Origin of the sequence: Candidatus Amarobacter glycogenicus, assembly GCF_016704105.1 — a bacterium.
GTDB lineage: Bacteria > Chloroflexota > Dehalococcoidia > Tepidiformales > Tepidiformaceae > Amarobacter > Amarobacter glycogenicus.
Genome location: NZ_JADJAT010000002.1, coordinates 27,154 through 46,362 on the forward strand (window position 1 = coordinate 27,154; position 19,209 = coordinate 46,362).

Annotated in this window: 15 protein-coding genes; 8 read left to right on the top strand and 7 right to left on the bottom strand. The window is 64.5% G+C overall.

Features of this window, described 5'->3' with window-relative positions:
- Positions 1-18 precede the first annotated feature (18 nt).
- From uppP to IPG14_RS04920, 4 genes are all read left to right on the top strand, one after another.
- Entirely contained in the window at positions 19-840 is an 822-nt protein-coding gene (gene uppP / locus IPG14_RS04905) for an undecaprenyl-diphosphatase UppP (protein ID WP_343384488.1), read from the top strand.
- 63 nt (positions 841-903) lie between these two features.
- On the top strand, positions 904-1,746 hold the full coding sequence (locus IPG14_RS04910) for an SDR family NAD(P)-dependent oxidoreductase (RefSeq protein ID WP_343391067.1): 843 nt from the start codon (positions 904-906) through the stop codon (positions 1,744-1,746).
- A complete protein-coding gene (locus IPG14_RS04915; protein ID WP_343391068.1) occupies positions 1,739-2,527 on the top strand; it encodes an SDR family NAD(P)-dependent oxidoreductase in 789 nt (262 codons plus the stop codon). Before IPG14_RS04910 ends, IPG14_RS04915 begins: the two co-directional genes overlap by 8 nt.
- 6 nt (positions 2,528-2,533) lie before the next feature.
- A complete protein-coding gene (locus tag IPG14_RS04920; protein WP_343384485.1) occupies positions 2,534-3,010 on the top strand; it encodes a YbaK/EbsC family protein in 477 nt (158 codons plus the stop codon).
- A gap of 45 nt (positions 3,011-3,055) precedes the next feature.
- Here IPG14_RS04920 and IPG14_RS04925 read toward each other — a convergent pair whose 3' ends face one another.
- The 3 genes from IPG14_RS04925 to IPG14_RS04935 all read right to left on the bottom strand — a co-directional run bounded on the left by IPG14_RS04925 (position 3,056) and on the right by IPG14_RS04935 (position 6,822).
- On the bottom strand, positions 3,056-4,075 hold the full coding sequence (locus IPG14_RS04925) for a potassium channel family protein (protein WP_343384484.1): 1,020 nt from the start codon (positions 4,073-4,075) through the stop codon (positions 3,056-3,058).
- Between the two features lie 69 nt (positions 4,076-4,144).
- A complete protein-coding gene (locus IPG14_RS04930) occupies positions 4,145-5,872 on the bottom strand; it encodes a DEAD/DEAH box helicase family protein (protein WP_343391069.1) in 1,728 nt (575 codons plus the stop codon).
- Between the two features lie 98 nt (positions 5,873-5,970).
- A complete protein-coding gene (locus IPG14_RS04935; protein ID WP_343391070.1) occupies positions 5,971-6,822 on the bottom strand; it encodes a CHAP domain-containing protein in 852 nt (283 codons plus the stop codon).
- A gap of 206 nt (positions 6,823-7,028) precedes the next feature.
- Between IPG14_RS04935 and IPG14_RS04940 the strand changes: the two genes are divergently transcribed.
- Positions 7,029-9,395 carry a CoA transferase gene (locus IPG14_RS04940; protein ID WP_343391071.1) on the top strand — a complete coding sequence of 789 codons (2,367 nt, stop codon included), beginning with the start codon at positions 7,029-7,031 and terminating at the stop codon, positions 9,393-9,395.
- 61 nt (positions 9,396-9,456) lie between these two features.
- Entirely contained in the window at positions 9,457-10,680 is a 1,224-nt protein-coding gene (gene cysS / locus IPG14_RS04945) for a cysteine--tRNA ligase (RefSeq protein WP_343391072.1), read from the top strand.
- 70 nt (positions 10,681-10,750) lie between these two features.
- Here the strand turns inward: cysS and IPG14_RS04950 are convergent, their stop codons facing one another.
- The gene (locus tag IPG14_RS04950) at positions 10,751-11,911 is read right to left on the bottom strand and encodes a CoA transferase (protein ID WP_343391073.1); all 1,161 of its coding nucleotides are present in this window, start codon (positions 11,909-11,911) and stop codon (positions 10,751-10,753) included.
- A 290-nt stretch (positions 11,912-12,201) separates the two neighbouring features.
- Here IPG14_RS04950 and IPG14_RS04955 point away from each other — a divergent pair, with 290 nt between their 5' ends.
- Positions 12,202-13,626 (top strand): HD-GYP domain-containing protein, encoded by a 1,425-nt coding sequence (locus tag IPG14_RS04955; RefSeq protein WP_343389595.1) that lies wholly within the window; start codon positions 12,202-12,204, stop codon positions 13,624-13,626.
- Entirely contained in the window at positions 13,601-14,134 is a 534-nt protein-coding gene (locus IPG14_RS04960) for a helix-turn-helix domain-containing protein (protein ID WP_343384476.1), read from the top strand. Before IPG14_RS04955 ends, IPG14_RS04960 begins: the two co-directional genes overlap by 26 nt.
- A gap of 308 nt (positions 14,135-14,442) precedes the next feature.
- Here the strand turns inward: IPG14_RS04960 and dnaG are convergent, their stop codons facing one another.
- The 3 genes from dnaG to IPG14_RS04975 all read right to left on the bottom strand — a co-directional run bounded on the left by dnaG (position 14,443) and on the right by IPG14_RS04975 (position 19,119).
- On the bottom strand, positions 14,443-16,296 hold the full coding sequence (gene dnaG, locus IPG14_RS04965; RefSeq protein ID WP_343391074.1) for a DNA primase: 1,854 nt from the start codon (positions 16,294-16,296) through the stop codon (positions 14,443-14,445).
- 85 nt (positions 16,297-16,381) lie between these two features.
- The gene (locus IPG14_RS04970) at positions 16,382-17,974 is read right to left on the bottom strand and encodes a CARDB domain-containing protein (protein WP_343391075.1); all 1,593 of its coding nucleotides are present in this window, start codon (positions 17,972-17,974) and stop codon (positions 16,382-16,384) included.
- Positions 17,975-18,054: 80 nt separating this feature from the next.
- Positions 18,055-19,119 (bottom strand): deoxyguanosinetriphosphate triphosphohydrolase, encoded by a 1,065-nt coding sequence (locus IPG14_RS04975; RefSeq protein WP_343391076.1) that lies wholly within the window; start codon positions 19,117-19,119, stop codon positions 18,055-18,057.
- Positions 19,120-19,209: the final 90 nt, after the last annotated feature.

Here is a 19,209-nt window from a genome sequence, read left to right on the forward strand (position 1 = left end):
ACCACACCTTGAGGGCGCATGGACTTCCTTCGCGCGGCCATCCTGGGAATCGTTCAGGGCCTCGCGGAATTCCTCCCGATTTCGTCCTCGGGGCACCTCATCCTCGTCCCGGCGCTCTTCAAGTGGCCCGACCAGGGCCTGGCGTTCGACGTCGGGCTGCATTTGGGAACACTTCTCGCTCTCCTCATCTACTTCTGGAAGGATTGGTGGCGAATGGTTCGGGCTGGCGTGCCCGACTTCGTCCGCCACCAGTTCCGCTTCCGAAGGCACTCCCGCGACAGCCAGTTCCTCTGGCTGATCGCGCTCGGTTCCGTACCCGCCGCCATCTCGGGGCTGCTGTTCGACGATTGGATCGAAGAACACCTCCGCCAGCCGTGGCTCGTGGCTCTGGCCCTTGGCGGGTTCACCTTCGTCATGCTCCTCGCCGATCGCAGGGCACGCATGTCGCGGACGGTCGAATCCATCGGGATACGGGATGTCGTCTTGATAGGGCTGGCCCAGGCGGCCGCGCTCTTTCCGGGAGTGTCCCGTTCCGGCGCAACGCTCTCGATGGGGATGTTTCGCCACCTGACCCGCGATTCAGCGGCCCGCTTCGCGTTTCTCCTGGGCACTCCCGCCTTTGTCGGTGCCGCGCTGCTAAAGGCGGGAGATCTCTCTTCTTCCTCTGGACACGAACTGGCCGAACTCGTCATCGGTTTCGGGTGTTCCTTCGCGGTCGGGCTCGCAGTCATCCACTACCTGCTCCGCTTCCTCCGAACCCGCACTCTGATGCCGTTCATCCTGTATCGCTTCGGTGTCGCGGCGCTGGCCCTGGTCATCGGTGCGGTCCGCGTGGCCTGACGAAGCACTGCCGTGCTCACGAACGTATGATTCGGGCGCACACGGTCCAGCAGGAGGAACCGCATGGTATTGGAAAGACTGCGTCTCGACGGTCCGCCGAGGAAAGTGGTCATCGTCACCGGCGGCGGCCGCGGGTTGGGCAAGGCGATGGCCATCTCGCTCGCCGAAGCCGGAGCCGATGTCTGCATAGCCAGCCGCACCGTAAGCCAGCTCGAATCTGCCGCGGCCGAGATCGCGGCGGCTGGTGGGCGCCGGCCACTTATCGTCCCCACCAACGTCCAGAAGCGCGAAGAGTGCGACGCCCTGATCGAAAAGACCGTCGCCCACTTCGGGAGGCTCGACGTCATGCTGAATAACGCGGGCATCGGCGACCGCCGCGGCGCAGGGGACCGGATCCAGGACCTCGAAGATGCCGACTGGCACGACACCATCGAGGTGAACCTCCACAGCGCCTTCTACTGTTCGCGTGCCGCCACCAGGCAGTTCCTCAAGCAAGGTGGCGGAGGAGTCATCGTGAACGTGGCAAGTGGCACGGCTCTGCGCTCTTCGCCTCAATCGCTTGGCTACGCTGCAGCCAAGGCCGGTGTCATTTCGATTACGAAGAGCCTCGCTGCGCAACTGGTGGGCGAAGACATCCGCGTAAACTGCATCATCCCGGGTTACGTCGCCCAGAGCCCCGCTCAGAACGACGACGAAGTCTCGATGCGCAAACAGCGCGGGCGATTTATTACCGTCCGACGCCTCGGCGAGGCGTGGGAACTCGGCGCACTGGCCGTATTCCTCTGTTCCGACGCTTCGAGCTACATCACTGGCGAATCCTTCCCTATCGATGGCGGCGGGCTCGCCGGCGGCATCGCACCGACTGGCTTCGCCATGGCCGAGACCGTGGAGGCGTCACGTGCCTGATTGGGACCGCAAGCAGGGATTCGACCTCACCGGAAAGCGCGCCCTGGTCGTCGGGTGCTCCAATCCTTCCGGCCGCGCCATCGCCCTCGCCTTGGCCGAAGCTGGCGCCGATGTCGCGGTTGCCTCGGCATCACTCGATGGCGACGAGGTGATGGAAGCAAAGCGGGTCGCCAGGGCCGTGGAGGGCCTCGGTCGGAAGTCCATCTCGCAAGGCTGGGATGTCACCCTTCCGACGAACATCCAGGTTGGACTGAAGCAGATCGGCAAGGACTTCGGAAAGCCGAACATCCTCGTCTACAACGCCGATGCCACCCTCGCCAAACCGATTGAGAAGACCACCGACAGCGACTTCGCCCGAATTCAGGCAGTGAACCAGAGTGGTGCTTACTACTCCGCGCGTTCGTTTCTGAAGGAGTTCCCGGAAGGCGAAACCGGCCGAATTCTCTTTGTCACCTCGATCTTCGCCGAACGTGGCGTGGAGAACCTCTCCGCGTACACCACGGCGAAGGCCGGTGTCCTCGGTCTCAGCACGGCGCTGAGCCAGGAACTCGGTCCACGCGACATAACATCGAACTGCATCTCCACCGGCTGGATGGACTGGACACCAGGACGCGGCCCCGACGAAATCGGTGCCAATCTCCTCCTCCGGTTCATTCCCATGCGGCGCTTCGGCAAAGCCGAGGAACTCGCAGCGCTATCCGTGCTGCTTTGTTCCGATGCGGCCGGGTATTTCAGCGGCCAGGTGTTCCACGTCGATGGCGGCGTGAGCCAGCACCTGTAGCCCGGAATGGCGGGTTCCAGGCCTCTCGCCGTCCGGCTTCTCGAGCAGAAGGGCATCGCGCACGAGGTGTACGCCTTCGATGAAACGATCCGTTCAGCCCAGGAGGTCGCGCGCGTCACCGGCATGCCCCCGGAACAGGTACTGAAGACGCTGGTCGTCGAACACGACCCTCCCCGGGGGAAGCCTTATCTGGTGATGGTGCCTTCATCACTTGAGATCGACATGAAGGTGCTCGCCGCGAGTCTCGGCGCGAAGAAGCTGCGGATGGCTTCACACCGGGATGCCGAGCGGCAGACGGGCCTTCGGGTCGGGGGAATTAGCGCCCTCGCCCTCATCGGACGCGGCTTCGAAGTCTTCGTCGAGGAAAGCGCCACGCTGTTCGAAGAGGTGCTCGTGAGCGCCGGTCAGCGCGGCTACGACGTCAGGCTCGCTCTGGCGGACCTGATCGCACTCACCGGCGCCGCCGCGGTCAGGGCGATCTGAGCCCGGTCGGGCAGTGTCGGCACGCGTTCAGACCGGCACGGCGGTCTACCGTGAAGATCCGCGCGCGTTGAGCGCTGCGATGTCACGTTCTTCAGCCATCACCATGATGATGTCACCCTCGTTCAGGAGGACATCGTTCTTCGGGCCAACCTCCAGTTGACCCGTCGCATGCCGGATCCCGAGCAGGGTGGCGCTTGCACAGCCGACGAGGATCTCGCCGACCTTCCGTCCGGCCAACGCGTTGTCGGGGTTCACTTCGAACTCGGCGAGGACGAGGTCGCCGTGCCGCCCACTCGCAAGCGTGTCCATGAAGTCGGCAGCAAGAGGTTGGAGGGCCGCGAGGACCATCCGCCGCCCGCCGAGACTGTAGAGCGAGAGGACACGGTCGGCCCCCGCGAGACGGAGCTTCTCTTCGTTGTGCGGAAGCCCACATCTTGCGACCACGTGGCAGCCGGGGTTCATCGATTTCGCCGTGAGCGTGATGTAGGTGTTTCCCGCGTCACTGTCGCTCGCGGCGAGGAGACAGCGCGCGGTCCGGAGGTTCGACTGGTTCAGTACGCGTTCGTCCGAAGCATCGCCGTTGATCACGAGGTAGCCGAAAGCCCGCGCCCGTTCGTACTGTTCCGCCGTCTGCTCAATAACAACGAAATCGACCCCGCGTTCCTTGAGCTCGCGGGCGATCTCCTGCCCCACGCGGCCGAAGCCGCAGAGGATGTAGTGGCCGGAAAGTTCGGCGATCTGCATCGTCATTCTCCTTGCGTAGAACCGGCTGCGCAGGTCTCCTTCGAGCACCTGCTCCATGACCAGGCTGAGCGTATAGAGCACGGTCCCCACACCGAACAGGATGAGCACTACCGTGAAGAGCTTCGCCTTTGTGTCGAAGGTCGCGAGTTCGCGGAAGCCCACGGTGCTGAGCGTGGTCACTGTCTGGTAGAGCGCGTCCACGAACGACATGTCCGTAAGTAACAGGTACCCGCCAGTCCCCACCACGATCACGACACCGAAGAGTCCGAGCGCGACCTGGAGCCGGGGAGGGATCACAGCGGGGAGGGCGCGGAGGTGCATCAGCCTTGGATTATACGTAGGCGCCCGGCTCATTCCTGCCGGGCCGCGATGTGGGCATGGCGTCGTGCCCTATCTCATCAGGTCCAGGTACTTCCGCTTCATCCAATCGCCCTTCGCCCGGTACTCGGCGGCGGTGGCCAGCGTCCCCTTCCGTCCGCCCTCGCGGCCATAGGCAAGGTTCAGTGCTGCGTGGTGGTTCTCGGCGGCGGGCATACGGCGTGCGCGCTCCCGGGCCGCACGGTTGGTCCACGTCCGGCAGTACTCGATGGCCTCCTGGAGCTCGCCGTAGACATCGACCACTTCCACGACGGGAGCGGCAGCGAGCTGCTGTGGCTTCGGTGGCGGGGCGGCGACGCCGAACATCGTCATTTGTTGGCCCTCCACAAAGCGGCCCGTCTCGTCGAGATATGCGTCGCCGGCCTCTTCGACGTCCAGGATCTCTACCTGTTCGCGCTCATCGTCCTCCACCAGTTCGTCCGGCGCTTCGACCTCACGTTCGTCCGCTTCGAGGAAAAGACCTTCGCCGTTGGGCTTGAGGGCGACCGGCGGCGCCTCGCGTTCGAGGTGTTCGATGATCGATCCGAGACGTGGGTCACGGCCGATGAACACATGGAGGATGTTCTGTGCGGCCGGGAGCGTGTGGTTGAAGCGAAGTCCCCGCCCCAGCTGCTGGATCACCGGCTCGCGGCTGAACACCGCATCGAGCTTGAGTAAGACGCTCACCGTTGGCGCGTCGAACCCTTCGCTTGCCTTCTTCACCTGGATGAGGACGTCGTACTTCGCCGCGTGGAAATCGCGCAGCCGGCGGTCGTTTTCGGCGTCGCTGAGCTCTTCTCCCGAATGCACCACCGCACACCTGAGCGAGGGGTGCCACCGGCCGAAGACGCGATCAAGGTGGTTCGCGTGCTCCTTCGTGGCGGCGAACACCAGCCCCTGGTGTTTCCCCGGCGCGACCTCGTTCTTCGCCAGGAGCGTCCGGGCGAACTCACGGACGAGCGGCTGTACGTAGTCTTCGTTCCATCTCAACTGTTGGCGCACACAGCGCTGGTCGAAGTCGGGGAGGTCCGCCATCTCGGAGGCGGTGAACTCGTAGACCTCGCCCGTGCTGTTCTTGAGCTCGACGGCGTAGTCCTTCATCTGCATGTTCAGCCGCTTCAGGATGCGGCCCTCTTTCCATGCCTGCCTCATGGTGACGTGGAGGAGGGGATCGATGACGAGACCCTCTCCTTCGGGGTCCTCGATGTATCGCGCGCCCGCGATCGGGTCGCGGTCGAGCCGAAGCGGCGTCGCGGAAAGCAGTAGCGCTGTCAGCACGGGAAGCTGCCCGAGCGCCTCTGCCCAGGTCCCGCGTTCGCCGAGATGATGCGCTTCGTCGCACACCAGGTGGACTTTCCGGCCGGCACAGAGCCGCCGGTAACGTTCGGGAGCGGCCGCCACTTGCTGGTAGCTGGCCACGATGAAGTTGGCGCCGCTGGCGCCTACCCGGTCAAGAGCGGCGTTCTCGGCCAGGATCTTCCGGATCGGCCGCGCACTCCCGATCACCCCGAGAGCCTTCTCGATGCCCGCATAGACCTGCGAGCGGAGTACGTCCGTCGGCGTGAGGTAGAGGCACGTATCGGCCCCAACGGCGGCGGCGGCTACCTCGAACGAACCAACACCGATGACCGTCTTTCCGTAACCCACGGGCACGACGATGAGTTCCGCGCGGGAACCGGCGCGCAGCGCCTGTGCGAACCTGGCCAATGCCTCGGCCTGGCCCGGCCGCAGGCGCGAATGTGCAGCGGGAGATGCGCTCAAACTTGCTCCGAGAAGCGGATTCCTGGGCGATCAGCGTACGGCGAAGCGGATGCGCGTGTCTGCCGTCGCCCGCGCGACGAACCGTCATGCGCGGTAGGTCAGTCCGACGCGACCGTCACGAACGAGCGATAGCGCAGCAGGGGGGTGACCGTCCCGGATCCGGAGGGCCCCGCCGAGGCCTGGGGCACTTCCTTCAGAAGGAAAGCTGCTGCCATCCAGCCATTGCCGGCCGCCGTGCTCACCGGGACCCATGCAACACCGTCCACCGTCTGCGAGGCGCCCGTCACCGTGACCTGGGTGTTGTGCCCAAGGCAGTGGGTGATGGTGCCGGCCGGCGCATTCCGCAGCCTGAGGCAGTCGCCAGGTGTGTTCACCCGCGCCAGGTCGCCTGCAGCGACGGGCCCGGCAACCGTGACAATCGGCTTCGCCGGCACACTCGATGAGCCCGCGCCGAAGCGATACACGTGGAAATTCAGACCCTTGGCGGCTGCGCGGGCGGCAGGGTCGTAGCCCGACCGGAGGTTGACCATGCCATCCCAGTTCTGATTGGAATCGATGATCTCGAAGGTCCCATCCCGATTAACGGAGATGATGATGGCAGTATGGAGTCCGTCGTAATCCGCGTCGGCCGTAGACCATGCATCATTGGCGATCTGGATGATGTCGCCCGGACCGGCGTCCTTCAAAGCAACTTCCACGGCCCCGGCGTCGAGATAGCCGAAGCGGTAATCGAATCCGACCTTCGCTCCAGTCGAATCCTGGACAACCTGTTTCATCCACGTCCAGCACTCCCCCTGGTACGTGCCAAGGTCACGGAGGGCGCGAGTGACGATCGGGTTCGTCGAAGTGGTAGCCGCGCTCGCATGGGCAAAGGCCGCGAGAGCGGTGAGGACGGCTGCAACGGCGACCAGGATGGCTGCCAGGGCCGGCCGGTGTTGAGACAACGGCATCAGTTCACCTGCTTCAGTTCCCCTGAGGGCTTTTGGCACCCTAACCCACGGTTTTGGCATGCACAACCCGGAAACGTGCCGCGTTTTGCAATGAAACACCTCACACAAGGGAGTTCGCCAGACACAATTCGGGCACTCGCCGATGAACTAGGCGACATAATAGACGGGAAATTGCAATTTGTTACCTTCCCGTAAAATCCTTCCCCATGGTGTCTTCGTCGCCCCTCGCGGGCATTCGCGTTATCGAATCGGCAGGTTGGAACGGAGTCTTGGCGGGGAGGTTGCTCGCCGATGCCGGCGCCGACGTGGTGCGCCTGATTCCTCCCGGAGGGGACCCGCTATCGGCCGAGCCGCCCTACTTCGGGACGTCTGGCAACTCCATCCAGCAGACCTGGTACAACGCGGGCAAGCGCATTCTTGAACTGGACCTCCGGGAGGCAAACGGCAGAGGACGCTTTCTCGAACTCATCGCCGGCGCCGACGTCCTCATCGAGGATTGGCCCATCGGAGCCGCCGAGGTGTCTCCAGCCGAGCTCACCGCCGCGAACCCGGCCCTCGTCCACCTTTCAGTGACACCGATGGGCGTCGGCGGACCGCTCTCTGGCTGGCGGGTGAACGACCTCGTCGCCAACGCGCTCTCCGGGTCGGCATCGGTAACGGGCAACGCCGACACGCCGCCGCTTTCCGGCTACGGGAACCAGTCTCACCACACAGTCGGTCTCTATGTCGCCGTTTGCGTTCTTGCTGCACTCCGCGCCGCGAGAAAGAGCGGCGCTTACCAGCACGTTGACCTGTCCGCGCACGAGGCGCTGATCAGCTGTACCGAACAAGTCCTCATGGAATGGTTCTTCCCGGATGGCGTCTGGAACACTGCTATCGCTCCCCGCCAGGGCAGTCTCCACTGGAGCAACGCGTACGAAGTCTTCGAAGCTTCGGACGGGCACGGGGTGATGGTGACGGCCGCCCTGAGGTTCGCCGACGTCCTGCTCCCGTGGTTGCTCGAAGAAGGCGCCGCCCAGGATCTGGGGAACCCGGCCAAGTACCCCAATGTCGTCGCCATGGTCCGCGACATCCCCTACGTCATGGACGTGCTCCGGGACTGGACCAGGACGAAGCCGGGCGAGGATCTCTTCTTCGAGGCGCAACGCCGGCATCAGCCGTTCGGAGTCGTCTGGAGCATCCAGGAGGCCCTCACGAAGAGCCCCCAGATCGAAGCACGGGAATATCTCCAACCGCTTGATGTACCGGGGTTTGGGCCGGTCCCCTTTCCGGGACGGTTCCTCCGGACCAGTGCCGATGAGGGACGTCCCCGCCTGGCCATGGCAGCCGGGAGCGTCCAGTGGTTGCCTCGCCCGCGGGACGGCTCCCGCCTCCATTGCGATCCGGCCCGGCCACTCGATGGCCTCCGCGTCATGGATTTCACCCACGTGCTGGCGGGCCCGTTCGGCACACGCGTCCTGGGTGATCTTGGAGCCGAGGTGATAAAGGTCGGCACTGCGTCTCGCGGCGGGGGGGCGAACACGCCCGACCACCCCTACTACACGATGTGGAACCGGAACAAGAAGAGCGTGACCATCAACATGGCGACTCAGGAGGGCCGCGAAGTCGCCCGCAACCTCGCCGCCAGGTCGGATGTCATCATTGACAACTTCAGCGCCGGGGTACTTAGGCGCTGGGGACTGGATCGAGAGGGCCTTCTTACCGTGAACCCGGGCGTGAGCGTGGTCTCTATGGGCGGAATGGGCCAGGACGGACCCTGGAAGGGCTTCGTCACCTTCGCCCCTACGATCCACGCCCTCACTGGACTGACGTATCTCACGAACCCGCCCGGCAACCACCTCATGGGCTACGGATTCTCGCTAACGGACCACCTGAGCGGCCTCGCCGGCGCGTTCGCCGCCCTCCAGGCCGTGGAACACCGCGACCGGACGGGCGAGGGCCTCACCATCGACCTCTCGCAGTACGAACTTGGCCTCGGGCTCATGGGCCCGGCGCTTCTGGACTACCTCGCGAACTCGGTGGATCCCGAACCCGTCGGGAACCGCCACCCGTTCGGGGCATGGGCGCCGCACGGTATCTATCCCGCCGCCGGAGATGACCGGTGGATCGCGATAGCCATTCGGGGTGAAGCCGAGTGGCGCCGGTTCATAGCTCTCGATGGACTCGATCCGGATCTTGTCTCCGGCGAGCGTTTTCGAACGCATGCCGATCGTGTCCGGAACGAGGACGCACTCGATGAAGCCGTCGCACGCTGGACCTCAACTCGCGACAGATACGCCATCGCCGCCATGTGCCAGGAAGCGGGTATCTGTGCTGGGCCGGTGCAGAATGCTGAGGACCTGACAACACGTGACCCACAGCTGAAGGCTCGCGCATATTTCGGGACAGCGGTAGCCGAAAACTGGGGTGAGTACCCGATCGACCGCTTCCCGGCGACGTTCAATGGGGCGCGCCCAGATGTGTACGAAGGGGTACACATGGCCGGCGCCGACACCTTCGACGTGATGACGGGCCTGCTCGAGCTCAGTGATGACGAGCTGGCGGCATTGCTCGCCGGCGGAGCGCTCACGTGATGCTTCGGCAAGCCCCGGCAGCCTCTGTTACGCTCGATCGCACACCTTTTCGGAGCATGCAGTGACCCTGCGCCTCTATTCCGCGCTCGGCCGAGAGATCCGCGACTTTCGGCCCGTCACCCCCGGCCGCGCAAGCATGTACGTCTGCGGCGTAACGCCCTACGACGTCACCCATCTCGGCCACGCTTTCTCCTACGTGCAGTTCGACACCCTGCGCCGCTACCTCGTCTACAAGGGGTTCAACACCCGCTACGTCCAGAACGTTACCGACATCGATGACGACATGATCATGGTGTCGAAGCGTCAGGGCGGGCGACCCATCGCGGAGATTCGCGACGAAAACGATGCGATCTTCCGTGCCGACCTCGACCGCCTGAACGTTCTCCGTCCGCACGCCTACCCCTACGCGACCGACCACATCCCGGAGATCATCGAAGCCACGGCGAAACTCATCGAAAACGGCAACGCCTACGTCGTCGGCGGTGACGTCTTCTTCGAAGCGGCCACCTTCGATCGCTACGGCGCTCTCAACGGCCTTTCGTTCGATGCCCTTGGTAAACTCGAAAACCCTGAGTCGAAACGTGCCGAGAAAAAGCGCGGCCACCTGGACTTCCTGCTCTGGCAGGAAGTCGACCCCGGGGACCCGAGTTGGGATAGCCCGTGGGGTCCCGGCCGCCCGGGCTGGAGCATCGAATGCACCGCCATGTCGGTGAAGCACCTCGGCGCGCAGATCGACATCCACGGCGGCGGAAGCGACCTCATCTACCCCCACCACGAGAACGAAATCGCACAGGCTGAATGCGCCTACGGCCCGGCGCCGTTCTGCGGTCACTGGCTTCACAACGGAATGCTCCAGCTGGACAGTGTGAAGATGAGCAAGTCACTCGGGAATCTCGTCCTCGCCCGCGTCCTGATGCAGACCTATGAGCCGGACCACCTTCGTCTCTATCTTCTGAACACACACCTTCGCAAGGACGCCAACTACCACTCTGGAGACATGGACGCCCTTACGGCCCGCTACGAGAGGCTGAAGGCCGCCGCCAGCGCGCAGGCCGTGCAACCCGCTGGCGCTCCGGCCAGTCCGCTCCAACGGGCGTTCGAGGCGGAGATGGACAATGACTTCCAGGCGCCGGCAGCGCTCGACTTGCTCGACCAGGCGGCCTCCCGCGTTCTGGCCGGCACTGCCCCGGACGGTGAGGCGGCAGCCCTTCGCGAAGCACTCGCCACAATGGGCTTCGCTTTCGCGGGCGGCCGTGGCCCTGCCACTGGCGACTTGAACCCGTAGCGTTCATCGAGTCGCACTCTTAATGCCCGGTGAGCCTTGGCGCCGACAGCTCCGCAGGTGTCCCGGATGACTACGGCGAGCCGGTCCGGCCGTTCGCGGCGAGTCGTGCCAGCACGGCCTCCGTATCCGCACCCAGTTCCGGGGCCGGGGCGCCCACTTCGCCCGGTGTCTCGCTGAAGTGGATGTGCGTCCCGACCACCCGCTGCCGCCCAAATCGCGGATGTTCCTGTTCCACCAGGTAACCGTTGGCCCATGGCTGTTCCTGTTGCACGAGAGCGGCGTAGTCCTGCACAACCGAGGCCGGGACGTCTTGGCCCCGCAGTCGTTCCAGCCAGTGCGTCGCCGGTGCGGAGCGGAACGCCGTCTCCATCCGTGCCTGGAGTTCCTCCCTATTCACAGCCCGGGGATAGCCGCGGGCGAACTTCGGGTCGTCAATAAGTTCTTCGAGGCCCAGCGCCCTGGCGATTCGCGGCCAGAACTTCTGATCGATGCCGACAATCATGATCCAGGTGCCGTCGGCGCACTCGTAGTGACCGACGGTGGGGGAGGCTCGAAACTCCCGCGCACGTTCCTCTCCAAAGTGGAGGAAGTGCAGGATGTCCGGGCTCTGCAGGGCGATCTGCGTGCCGAGGAGCGATACCTCGACCTTCTGGCCGATCCCCATCCGCTCGCGCACGAACAGCGCCGTCATGATGCCAAGCGCCAGGTTCATCGCGCCGCTCTGGTCGGCGATGCCCGGGTAGGGCACCTCGGGGCGATGTCCCGGGCCGCCCCCGCTGTGTTGGGCGAATCCGCTGTAGGCCTGGGCGATCTGGTCGAAGGATGGAAGGGTCGCCATCGCTCCTTTGGTGCCCCACCCCGTCGCTTGTGCGTAGATGATCCGCGGGTTGCGCGCCTTGAACGCTTCGTAGCCCAGACCCCAGCCGTCCATCGTCCCCGGTCGGAAGTTCTCGACCACCACATCGGCCGATTCGCCGAGGCGTAGCGCGATGTCCCGGTCCTCGGCCTGCCGCATGTCCAGCGTGATCGACTTCTTGCCGCGATTCAGCGCTTCCCAGAATGCACTGAATCCATCCGGTTCCTTCAACATGCGGCGGCCGAAATCACCGCCTCCGGGGTCTTCAACCTTTATCACCTCGGCGCCGAAGTCGCCGAGTAGGACGGTCGCGAACGGCCCCTGCTGGTACCGGGTGAAGTCGAGGATTCGGATGCCGTCAAGAGGTCGTGCCATTGCGCGAGTCTACGCGAATCGAAGAGGACGGCCCGTGACCGAACCCGCTTAGCGTTCACTCAATTGAAACCGTTGTCACCTTCCGCCGGGACTGAGGCCGCAGCAGACGGCATGGGACACCCTGCGGAGTCCGGACGCGAATCTGACGGGCGTCCTGTTGGAAGACATCAATCCCGTCCACTTTTCCGCGCCCGCCCCCCGGAAGATCTGGTGTTTGGCCACCAGTTCGCAACTATTTTACGAAGCGTGCGCTGTCAAACGACACGAACCTGTCCGATACAACCTATGAGATGAACTCGAACAGTGAACACAAGCGGCGCGAAGACTGGTTGATCGCGACCATGTTCCTCGCTGGCTCGGTCTGTTTCACGCTGGCGTTCTTCAGCCAGATGATCGAGGAGCCGTTCGCGCTCGCCTGCATGGTCCTCATCACGGCGCTGTGCGAAGTCCTCTCCGTCCGTCTCTACTTCGATGGGCGCGTCTCGGTCAGCTTCGTCGGGAGCCTCTTGAGCACCATCCTCTTCGGACCCATCGGCGGTGTGCTGGCGGCCGCCGCGGTAGCGATGACGGGCTTCTTCACAGCCTCCCGAAATCCCAGGAAGCTGGTCTTCAACTTCGGGCATGCCACGACGGCAGCGGCCGTCGCGGGATGGACGCTGAGCTACTTCGGCGCGACCGGCACCGAGTGGGACCTTCGCCAGCCCGTTTCGGCGCTCGCGGGCGGGATCGCCGGCGCCGGTATCCTCTTCTCTATCGATGCATGGTCGGTCTCGGCGATCATCAGTGTGACTTCCGGCCGTTCGGTACGCGCGGCATACCGCGAGAACTTTGCATGGCTGTTGCCGCACTACCTGGTGCTCGGGCTGGTCGCTGGCGGTTTGGCCGTTGTGTACGGGGAGCTCGGGATCGCCGCTATCCTCGTGCTCGGGCTCCCTCTACTCCTTTCGCGCTACGCCATCGCCCAGTTCGTGGAACGCACTCGCGAGAATGTGATGCGTCTCGAACGCTCCAATGACCAGTTGCAGCACGCCTACGTTGAGATCCGCGATATGTCGGAAGAACTCAGGGACGCCTATACAGGCACCCTCGAATCACTGGTGACTGCGCTCGATGTTCGTGACCAGGAGACGCGCGGTCACTCCGTACGGGTCGCCCAGCACTCGCTCGATATGGCGAAGATGCTCGGGATCAACACCGACGAGGAACTGCTGACCGTCTACCGGGGTGCCTTGATGCACGATGTCGGCAAGATCGGCGTCCCGGACGCCATCCTCTTGAAGCCGGCCAAGCTGACCGAGGAGGAATGGGAGTTCATGCGGCGCCATCCGGCCCTTGGCTACCGCATCCTCGCCCAGGTGCCGTATTTGCGCCCCGCCGCGAAGATCGTCCTTGCCCATCACGAACGCTGGGACGGCGACGGCTATCCACGCCGTCTGAAAGGCGAGGATATTCCCCTGGGAGCCCGCATCTTCGCGATCTGCGACACGTACGACGCCATCATCTCCGATCGCCCGTACCGTAAAGGTCAGTCGCCAGACGCAGCGCTAGCTGAGATACTGCGCTGCGCCGGGACGCAATTCGATCCAGAGGTTGTCGAGGCCTTCGAAGCAGCGTTCCCACGGTGGCGGGAAGAGGACGACGGGGCGACTCGCAAGCCCCTGTACCTCCCTGCGTGGAGGCAGGACAGCGATGCGTCAGGAAGAGCGGCGAGCTAGGACCCGGGCCGCCCTTTTGCGGGCTGCCGCATCCGCGTTCGCCGGCCGCGGCTACGATGGCGCCTCCGTCGATGCGATTGCCGCTTCGGTTGGCCTCTCGAAGGGCGCCGTCTACGCCCACTTCCCGTCCAAACTGGAACTCTACCTGGGCGTGCTCGCAAGCCTTCTCGAACAGGCTGAGTGGCGCCTGGAACGCGTCGCCGGCGCTGTCCGCGACGGTAGCAGCCCCATGGAAGCCGCCCGTCACTACCTCGGCCTGGCGGGCGATGCCCAGCACGCCGCCCTGATGTCGGAGTTGTGGCGGACCGCGGCCATCGAGGCGCATATCCGCGGGATCGTCGAACGCTTCGTAGAGGAGCGGCTTGGCTCCCTCTCACGCGCGGCGGTGGAACGCGGGCTCCCGCCGGCAGCGGCTTTGGAGTTCGCCCAATCCGTCGCCCGGTTCATCGATGCCGAGTTGTTGTACCGCAGGGTGGATGACGCGGCCGGGCAGGTAGCGGGCTCGTAGGGCTCCAGGTTTTCGGGACAGAGAAAAAGGGCCTTGCGGCCCTCTCTCCCTTTGGGTTGTGCCCCAGTTACCAGGTGATCGTCAGGGCCGGAACTGCCGCGGAAACGACAGCAACTGCAGCCAGAGCACCAAGTACGAGGAGCGTCCGGAGCTTTGCCACTATGGCACCTCCCGCTTCAAACTCACCGGCCGTTTTGCGACCGGCCGGTATTTAATACCGGCAGTGACCGAATGGTGTCAATACGGTTGCGGAACAGGAAACGCCTTCTAGATTCACGACGAATTGTAAAATCTCACTTTAGCAACTGCTAAACAGCGCCCGGGCCTTCGCGTCGATGGATGCTGAGACCGAGCTGGAGCTCCTCGATTACCGCTTCGGCAAGGCTGCGGTCGTCTTCTCCGGGCATGCCCCCTCTCCACGCAGCCATCGCCAGCTCGGCCACCTTGTTGGCCCCCAGCGTCCGTTCCGCGTCCGCGAGTTCCTCCGCCCGTGCGGCCTGGTGCAGGATGATCCGGTCTCTCAGGATCTCCCGGACCTTCTCTTGCGCCGCTTGCCGGGCCTCGGCCTCGGTGAGTGGCGGCAACCGCTTCTTCTCCAGTATTCGGACACGGGCGACAACCGGGTCATCGTCCCCTGACTGGCGAGCGAAGTCCTCATCGCCGAGCCACCTGGTGAAGATTTCGCGCTCGAGCGCTCCACTGAACAGCGATCGCGGGTAGTTGCGAAAGAACTGCCGCAATGCCGGGTGCCTGATGAGCAGCGCAAGAAGCACGTCTTCGGGGTTGAGGGGGAGGTTTACGATTGGTTGGGCCCGGCCCGGCCCAGGCCGCGAGACCAGCGCCGACCGCAGACGTTCAAGCACGGCGTCTTCGCTAATCCCCAGGTGGCGGGCCACGCGCTGCACGTACATCGCCCGCTCCACGGGGTCGCTCACCGCCGCCAGCACTGGTCGCAGGCGGTCGACGGTCGCGCGCGCCTGCATGGGGGATTCGACCGGTTCCGCCGCCATGATCCGCTTGAGCAGGAATTCCGGGTAGGTCGCCGCCCCATCGATCGCCGCCCGCCACCGTTCCGGGTCTTCGCGAGCGATCTCGTCCGGGTCCTTCCCCGCCGGCAAAGGCGCGACTCGCAGTTCGACCTGGTTGGCGTTCACGAGCGTGTCCGCCGCGCGTACTGCCTGTCCCATCCGTTCTGGCGATTCGATCCCGAGCACCAGTCCGCCTGCCCGCTCGGCAGCTGCCAGTCCCGCCGCGTCCGGGTCCATCGCCAGAACGATCCGCTTTGCGTACCGGCGAAGCATTGCCGCGTGGTTCTCGGTGAGCGACGTGCCCATCGTGGCGACTACATTCGTGAACCCGGCCTGCCACGGCCCCATGACGTCCATGTAGCCTTCGACAACCACTGCCGTGCCGCTCTCGCGGATACCGGCGGCGGCGATGTTGAGCCCGAACAGCGTTCGCCCCTTGTCGAAGATCTCGGTCTGAGGGGAGTTCAGGTACTTCGGTTCCTCGCCGTGAAGGCCACGCCCACCCATCGCGACGAACTCGCCGCGTTCGTTGGCGATGGGGATGATCGCGCGGCCCCGGAACCGATCATACGGTTCACGACCGTTCTCGCCTTCGACCAGCAGGCCCGCCCCGATCATGTCGCGGTCCTCGTACCCCCGGTTGCGGAGGAAGTCTCGCAGGCCTCGCCAATCATCGGGCGCCCAGCCGAGCCGCCACGTTTCGATTGTGCGCTCTTCGAGCCCGCGTTTCTCTCTCAGGTAACGCAGGGCCTCGACGCCGCCCGGCTCGCGCAGGCACCGCTGGAAGTACTCCACAGCAGCCGACATCGTCGCGGCGAGCCGCTCATTGTGCGACCGTTTGCGCGGGTCCTCCGCGACGAGTTCGACTCCCGCTTCCGCCGCCAGCACACGCAGTGCCCCGCGGAAATCCGTGTTCTCCCGCTTCTGCACGAACGTGAAGATGTCGCCACCTTCTCCGCACGTGCCGAAACAGCGCCACGTCCCCCGGTCGGGGAACACGTAGAACGAGGGGGTCTTCTCGGTGTGGAAGGGGCAGAGGCCTTTGAAGCTGCGTCCGGATTTCTGCAGCGGTGATACCCGGCCGATGTACTCGACCGGGTCTACCTGGCGCTTGATCGTCTCCACCACATCCACAAGGGCCATGCTACGGGCGCACGCGACTTCAGGTGTCGCGCTGCGGGCACACCGTCGCGGTCTGAACCTCCGGCCCGGAGTTACGTCACGGCGAGATCGTGAACTGGGCGCTCGCGACGACCTGGCCGTTGATGACCACTTCCGCCGTGGCCTCACCCGTCCCCTGGGGCCGTGCAACCGTGAACGTCGCGCTCTGGTTCTTCGCCAGCGCGATGCTCTTCTCTTCGAGTGTGACCGAAGAACCGAGCTTCACACGCACGGTGACTGTCGTCGCGGCGAGTGCCCCGCCCGTGTTCTGGACCGTGATACTGATGGCCGATGGCTGAACGGTCGGCGTTTGGATCACGATGACCGGAGACTCCTCCGGCGGGAGCAGCACGAACGTCGCGCCGTTGTTATCTTCGCGCGCTTCTTTCACAGCGTTCTTCGGGTCGACGCTGACTACTGCCTTCTTGCCTGTCGTGGTGATCGGCGGGGCGACTTCGAAATCGACGGTGGCGGTTCCACCATTTCCGGCGAGCTTCGCATCGATAGCCAGCTCACTCGATGCGATGTCCCCGCTCACGCCGATGACGAGCGGGCCGTTGTAGGCATTGGTGCTGACATTCTGCACCGTCACTCGGAGCTTGGCCCCTCCCTCGATGAGGACCGCGTTCGTCGGCACGAAGTCCGGAGCGTTCGGGTTCGCCGTCGGGCTGGTGCTCGCTGAAGCGGAAGGCGACGGGATACTGGTGCTGGTGGCTTCCTGCGTCGGGGCGGGCGTCGGCGTGACATCGCGGACGGGCACAAGCTCCAGCGAATCGAGCGGGTCAATCGCTGTTCGCTTCGCCCACCGTTGACCCTGGGCCGAGTCGATCAACAGCCAATCGACCGATTTGTTCTTGCCCAGGATCGTAACTTCCGTGCCGGCCTTCAACGTGCCCGACTCGGGGTACGTTTCCGAGGGGCCAGACCGGAGCGTCGTATCCGCGACTACTTTGCCCTTGATCGTCTGAGGGCGCTCACCCACCGGTTCGATCGCGATCACCCGCACCTTGTTCGACTCCTTCGTCGCCCCGCTCGAAGCCGTCACCCGCACCATCAGGTCGTAATTACCCCGGGCAGTCAGGGTGAACTTCATGACTGCGCGATACTTGTTGTCGGCTGGCGTCTCGCTCACCGTAACCGTGTCGGTGAGCTTGTCTCCCACAAACAGTTCGAAGCGGGTGATCGCCTCCGTCGCTGAAGCCTGGACGATGACCTCTTCCATCTTGCCGATTTCGACGCGTTTGTCCTTTGGCGGCGAATCGATCGAGACTGCGAACTTCGTGTCCCCTCCGCCGCTCGGGCTTCCGCCGTTGCCGTTGTTCACCAGCGAAAAGAGCAGGAAGACAACAATCCCGCCGACGAGGGCGGCCAACGCGACGAAGACGTAGAACATCGGCTGGCGGGCGGGAGCAGAATCCTCGTACTCGTCGTAATACCCGTACGAGTCCTCATCATCCTCGTAGTCGTCCTCGTCGTACTCATCATCTTCGTAGGAGTCGAGTGCGTCCTCGCCGTCGTCTTCGTAACCCGCCCCCGTGCCGGCGTACTGCGGTTGTCCGGGCGGCGTGAGCGGCGGCGGAGCGGGCGGTGCGTAACCGCCGCCGATGATCGGCTCATCTTCTGGGTAGTCCGTGCCGTAACGATCACTCATGCGGGTGTTGCGAGTATCTGGCTGGCCCGATCTACCAGCAACAAAGTACGCCCCGGACATAACGCAAAGCTAACGTGAAGTTAACCGCTTGAATGCCCGCGCCAGCCAAGCGCCTGTTCGCAACCGAGCTCCTTCGCGACACGAATCGCGAACAGGTCGGTCATCCCGCTGACGTAGTCCGCGGCACGGCGTTCTACGGGGTCGTCGGAGAGTGAGTAGTCCGTCGAAATCCCCTCCGGGTGCGCGACGAAGTGGCGAAAGAGAAAGGTCACGATGGTTTTCCCTCGCTCGGCCTCGGCGAGGGTCGAGTCGTACAGGTACACCCGCCGGAACATGAACTCCCGGAGTTCGTTCGCCGCGGCATGGACCCTTGGGCTGAACTGGATGACGGGGTTTTCGCCGGCCCCCGTCGCGGCCCAGCTCGCCTCGACGATGTCGCAGATCATCGTGTTCAGCCGCTCCGAATGGCTGCGGCCCAGGTCGTTTTTCGCGGTGTGCGGCAGATCCTCCTCGGTGATGAGGCCCGCCCGGATGGCGTCGATGATGTCGTGGTTCACATAGGCGATGGCGTCCGCCGTCTTTACGACCTGCCCTTCGAGCGTCTCCGGCACGCCCCAGCCTTCCGCGAAGATATCGTCGCGCGTCTTCGAGCTCTTGCCGATCGCGTCGAGGATTTCAAAAGTAAGGTTCAGTCCCTGGCCGTTGCCTTCCAGCTTGTCGAGGACTCTCACCGACTGGTAATTGTGCCGGAATCCCTCGGGCAGGCACGCCGCCAGGGCTTCTTCGCCGGCATGGCCAAATGGTCCGTGTCCGATGTCGTGCCCCAGGGCCGCGGCCTCGGCCAGGTCCTCGTTCAGGTTCAACGCCCGCGTGATGGTGCGGGCGACCTGCGCGACTTCGAGCGTGTGGGTCAGCCGCGTGACGAAATGATCCTGCGCCGGGGCGATGAAGACCTGCGTCTTGTGCTTGAGCCGCCGGAAGGCCTTGGTGTGGAGTATTCGGTCGCGGTCGCGTTGGTAGTCAGTGCGCACCGGTGACGGGGCCTCGGGCCTGGCGCGGCCCCGGCTCGTAGAAGTGCGTGCCGCGTAGCGACTCAGGCGCTGTTCGTCGCCTTCGAGCCTTCTCCGTACCTGGTGCAAGTCCACACGCACATTCTACGGCGGCAGCGTGAACGCACCTGTTGCCGGTTCCGGATCTCGCCGATGCGTTTCCACCGTTGCCCGATGGGAGTGTCC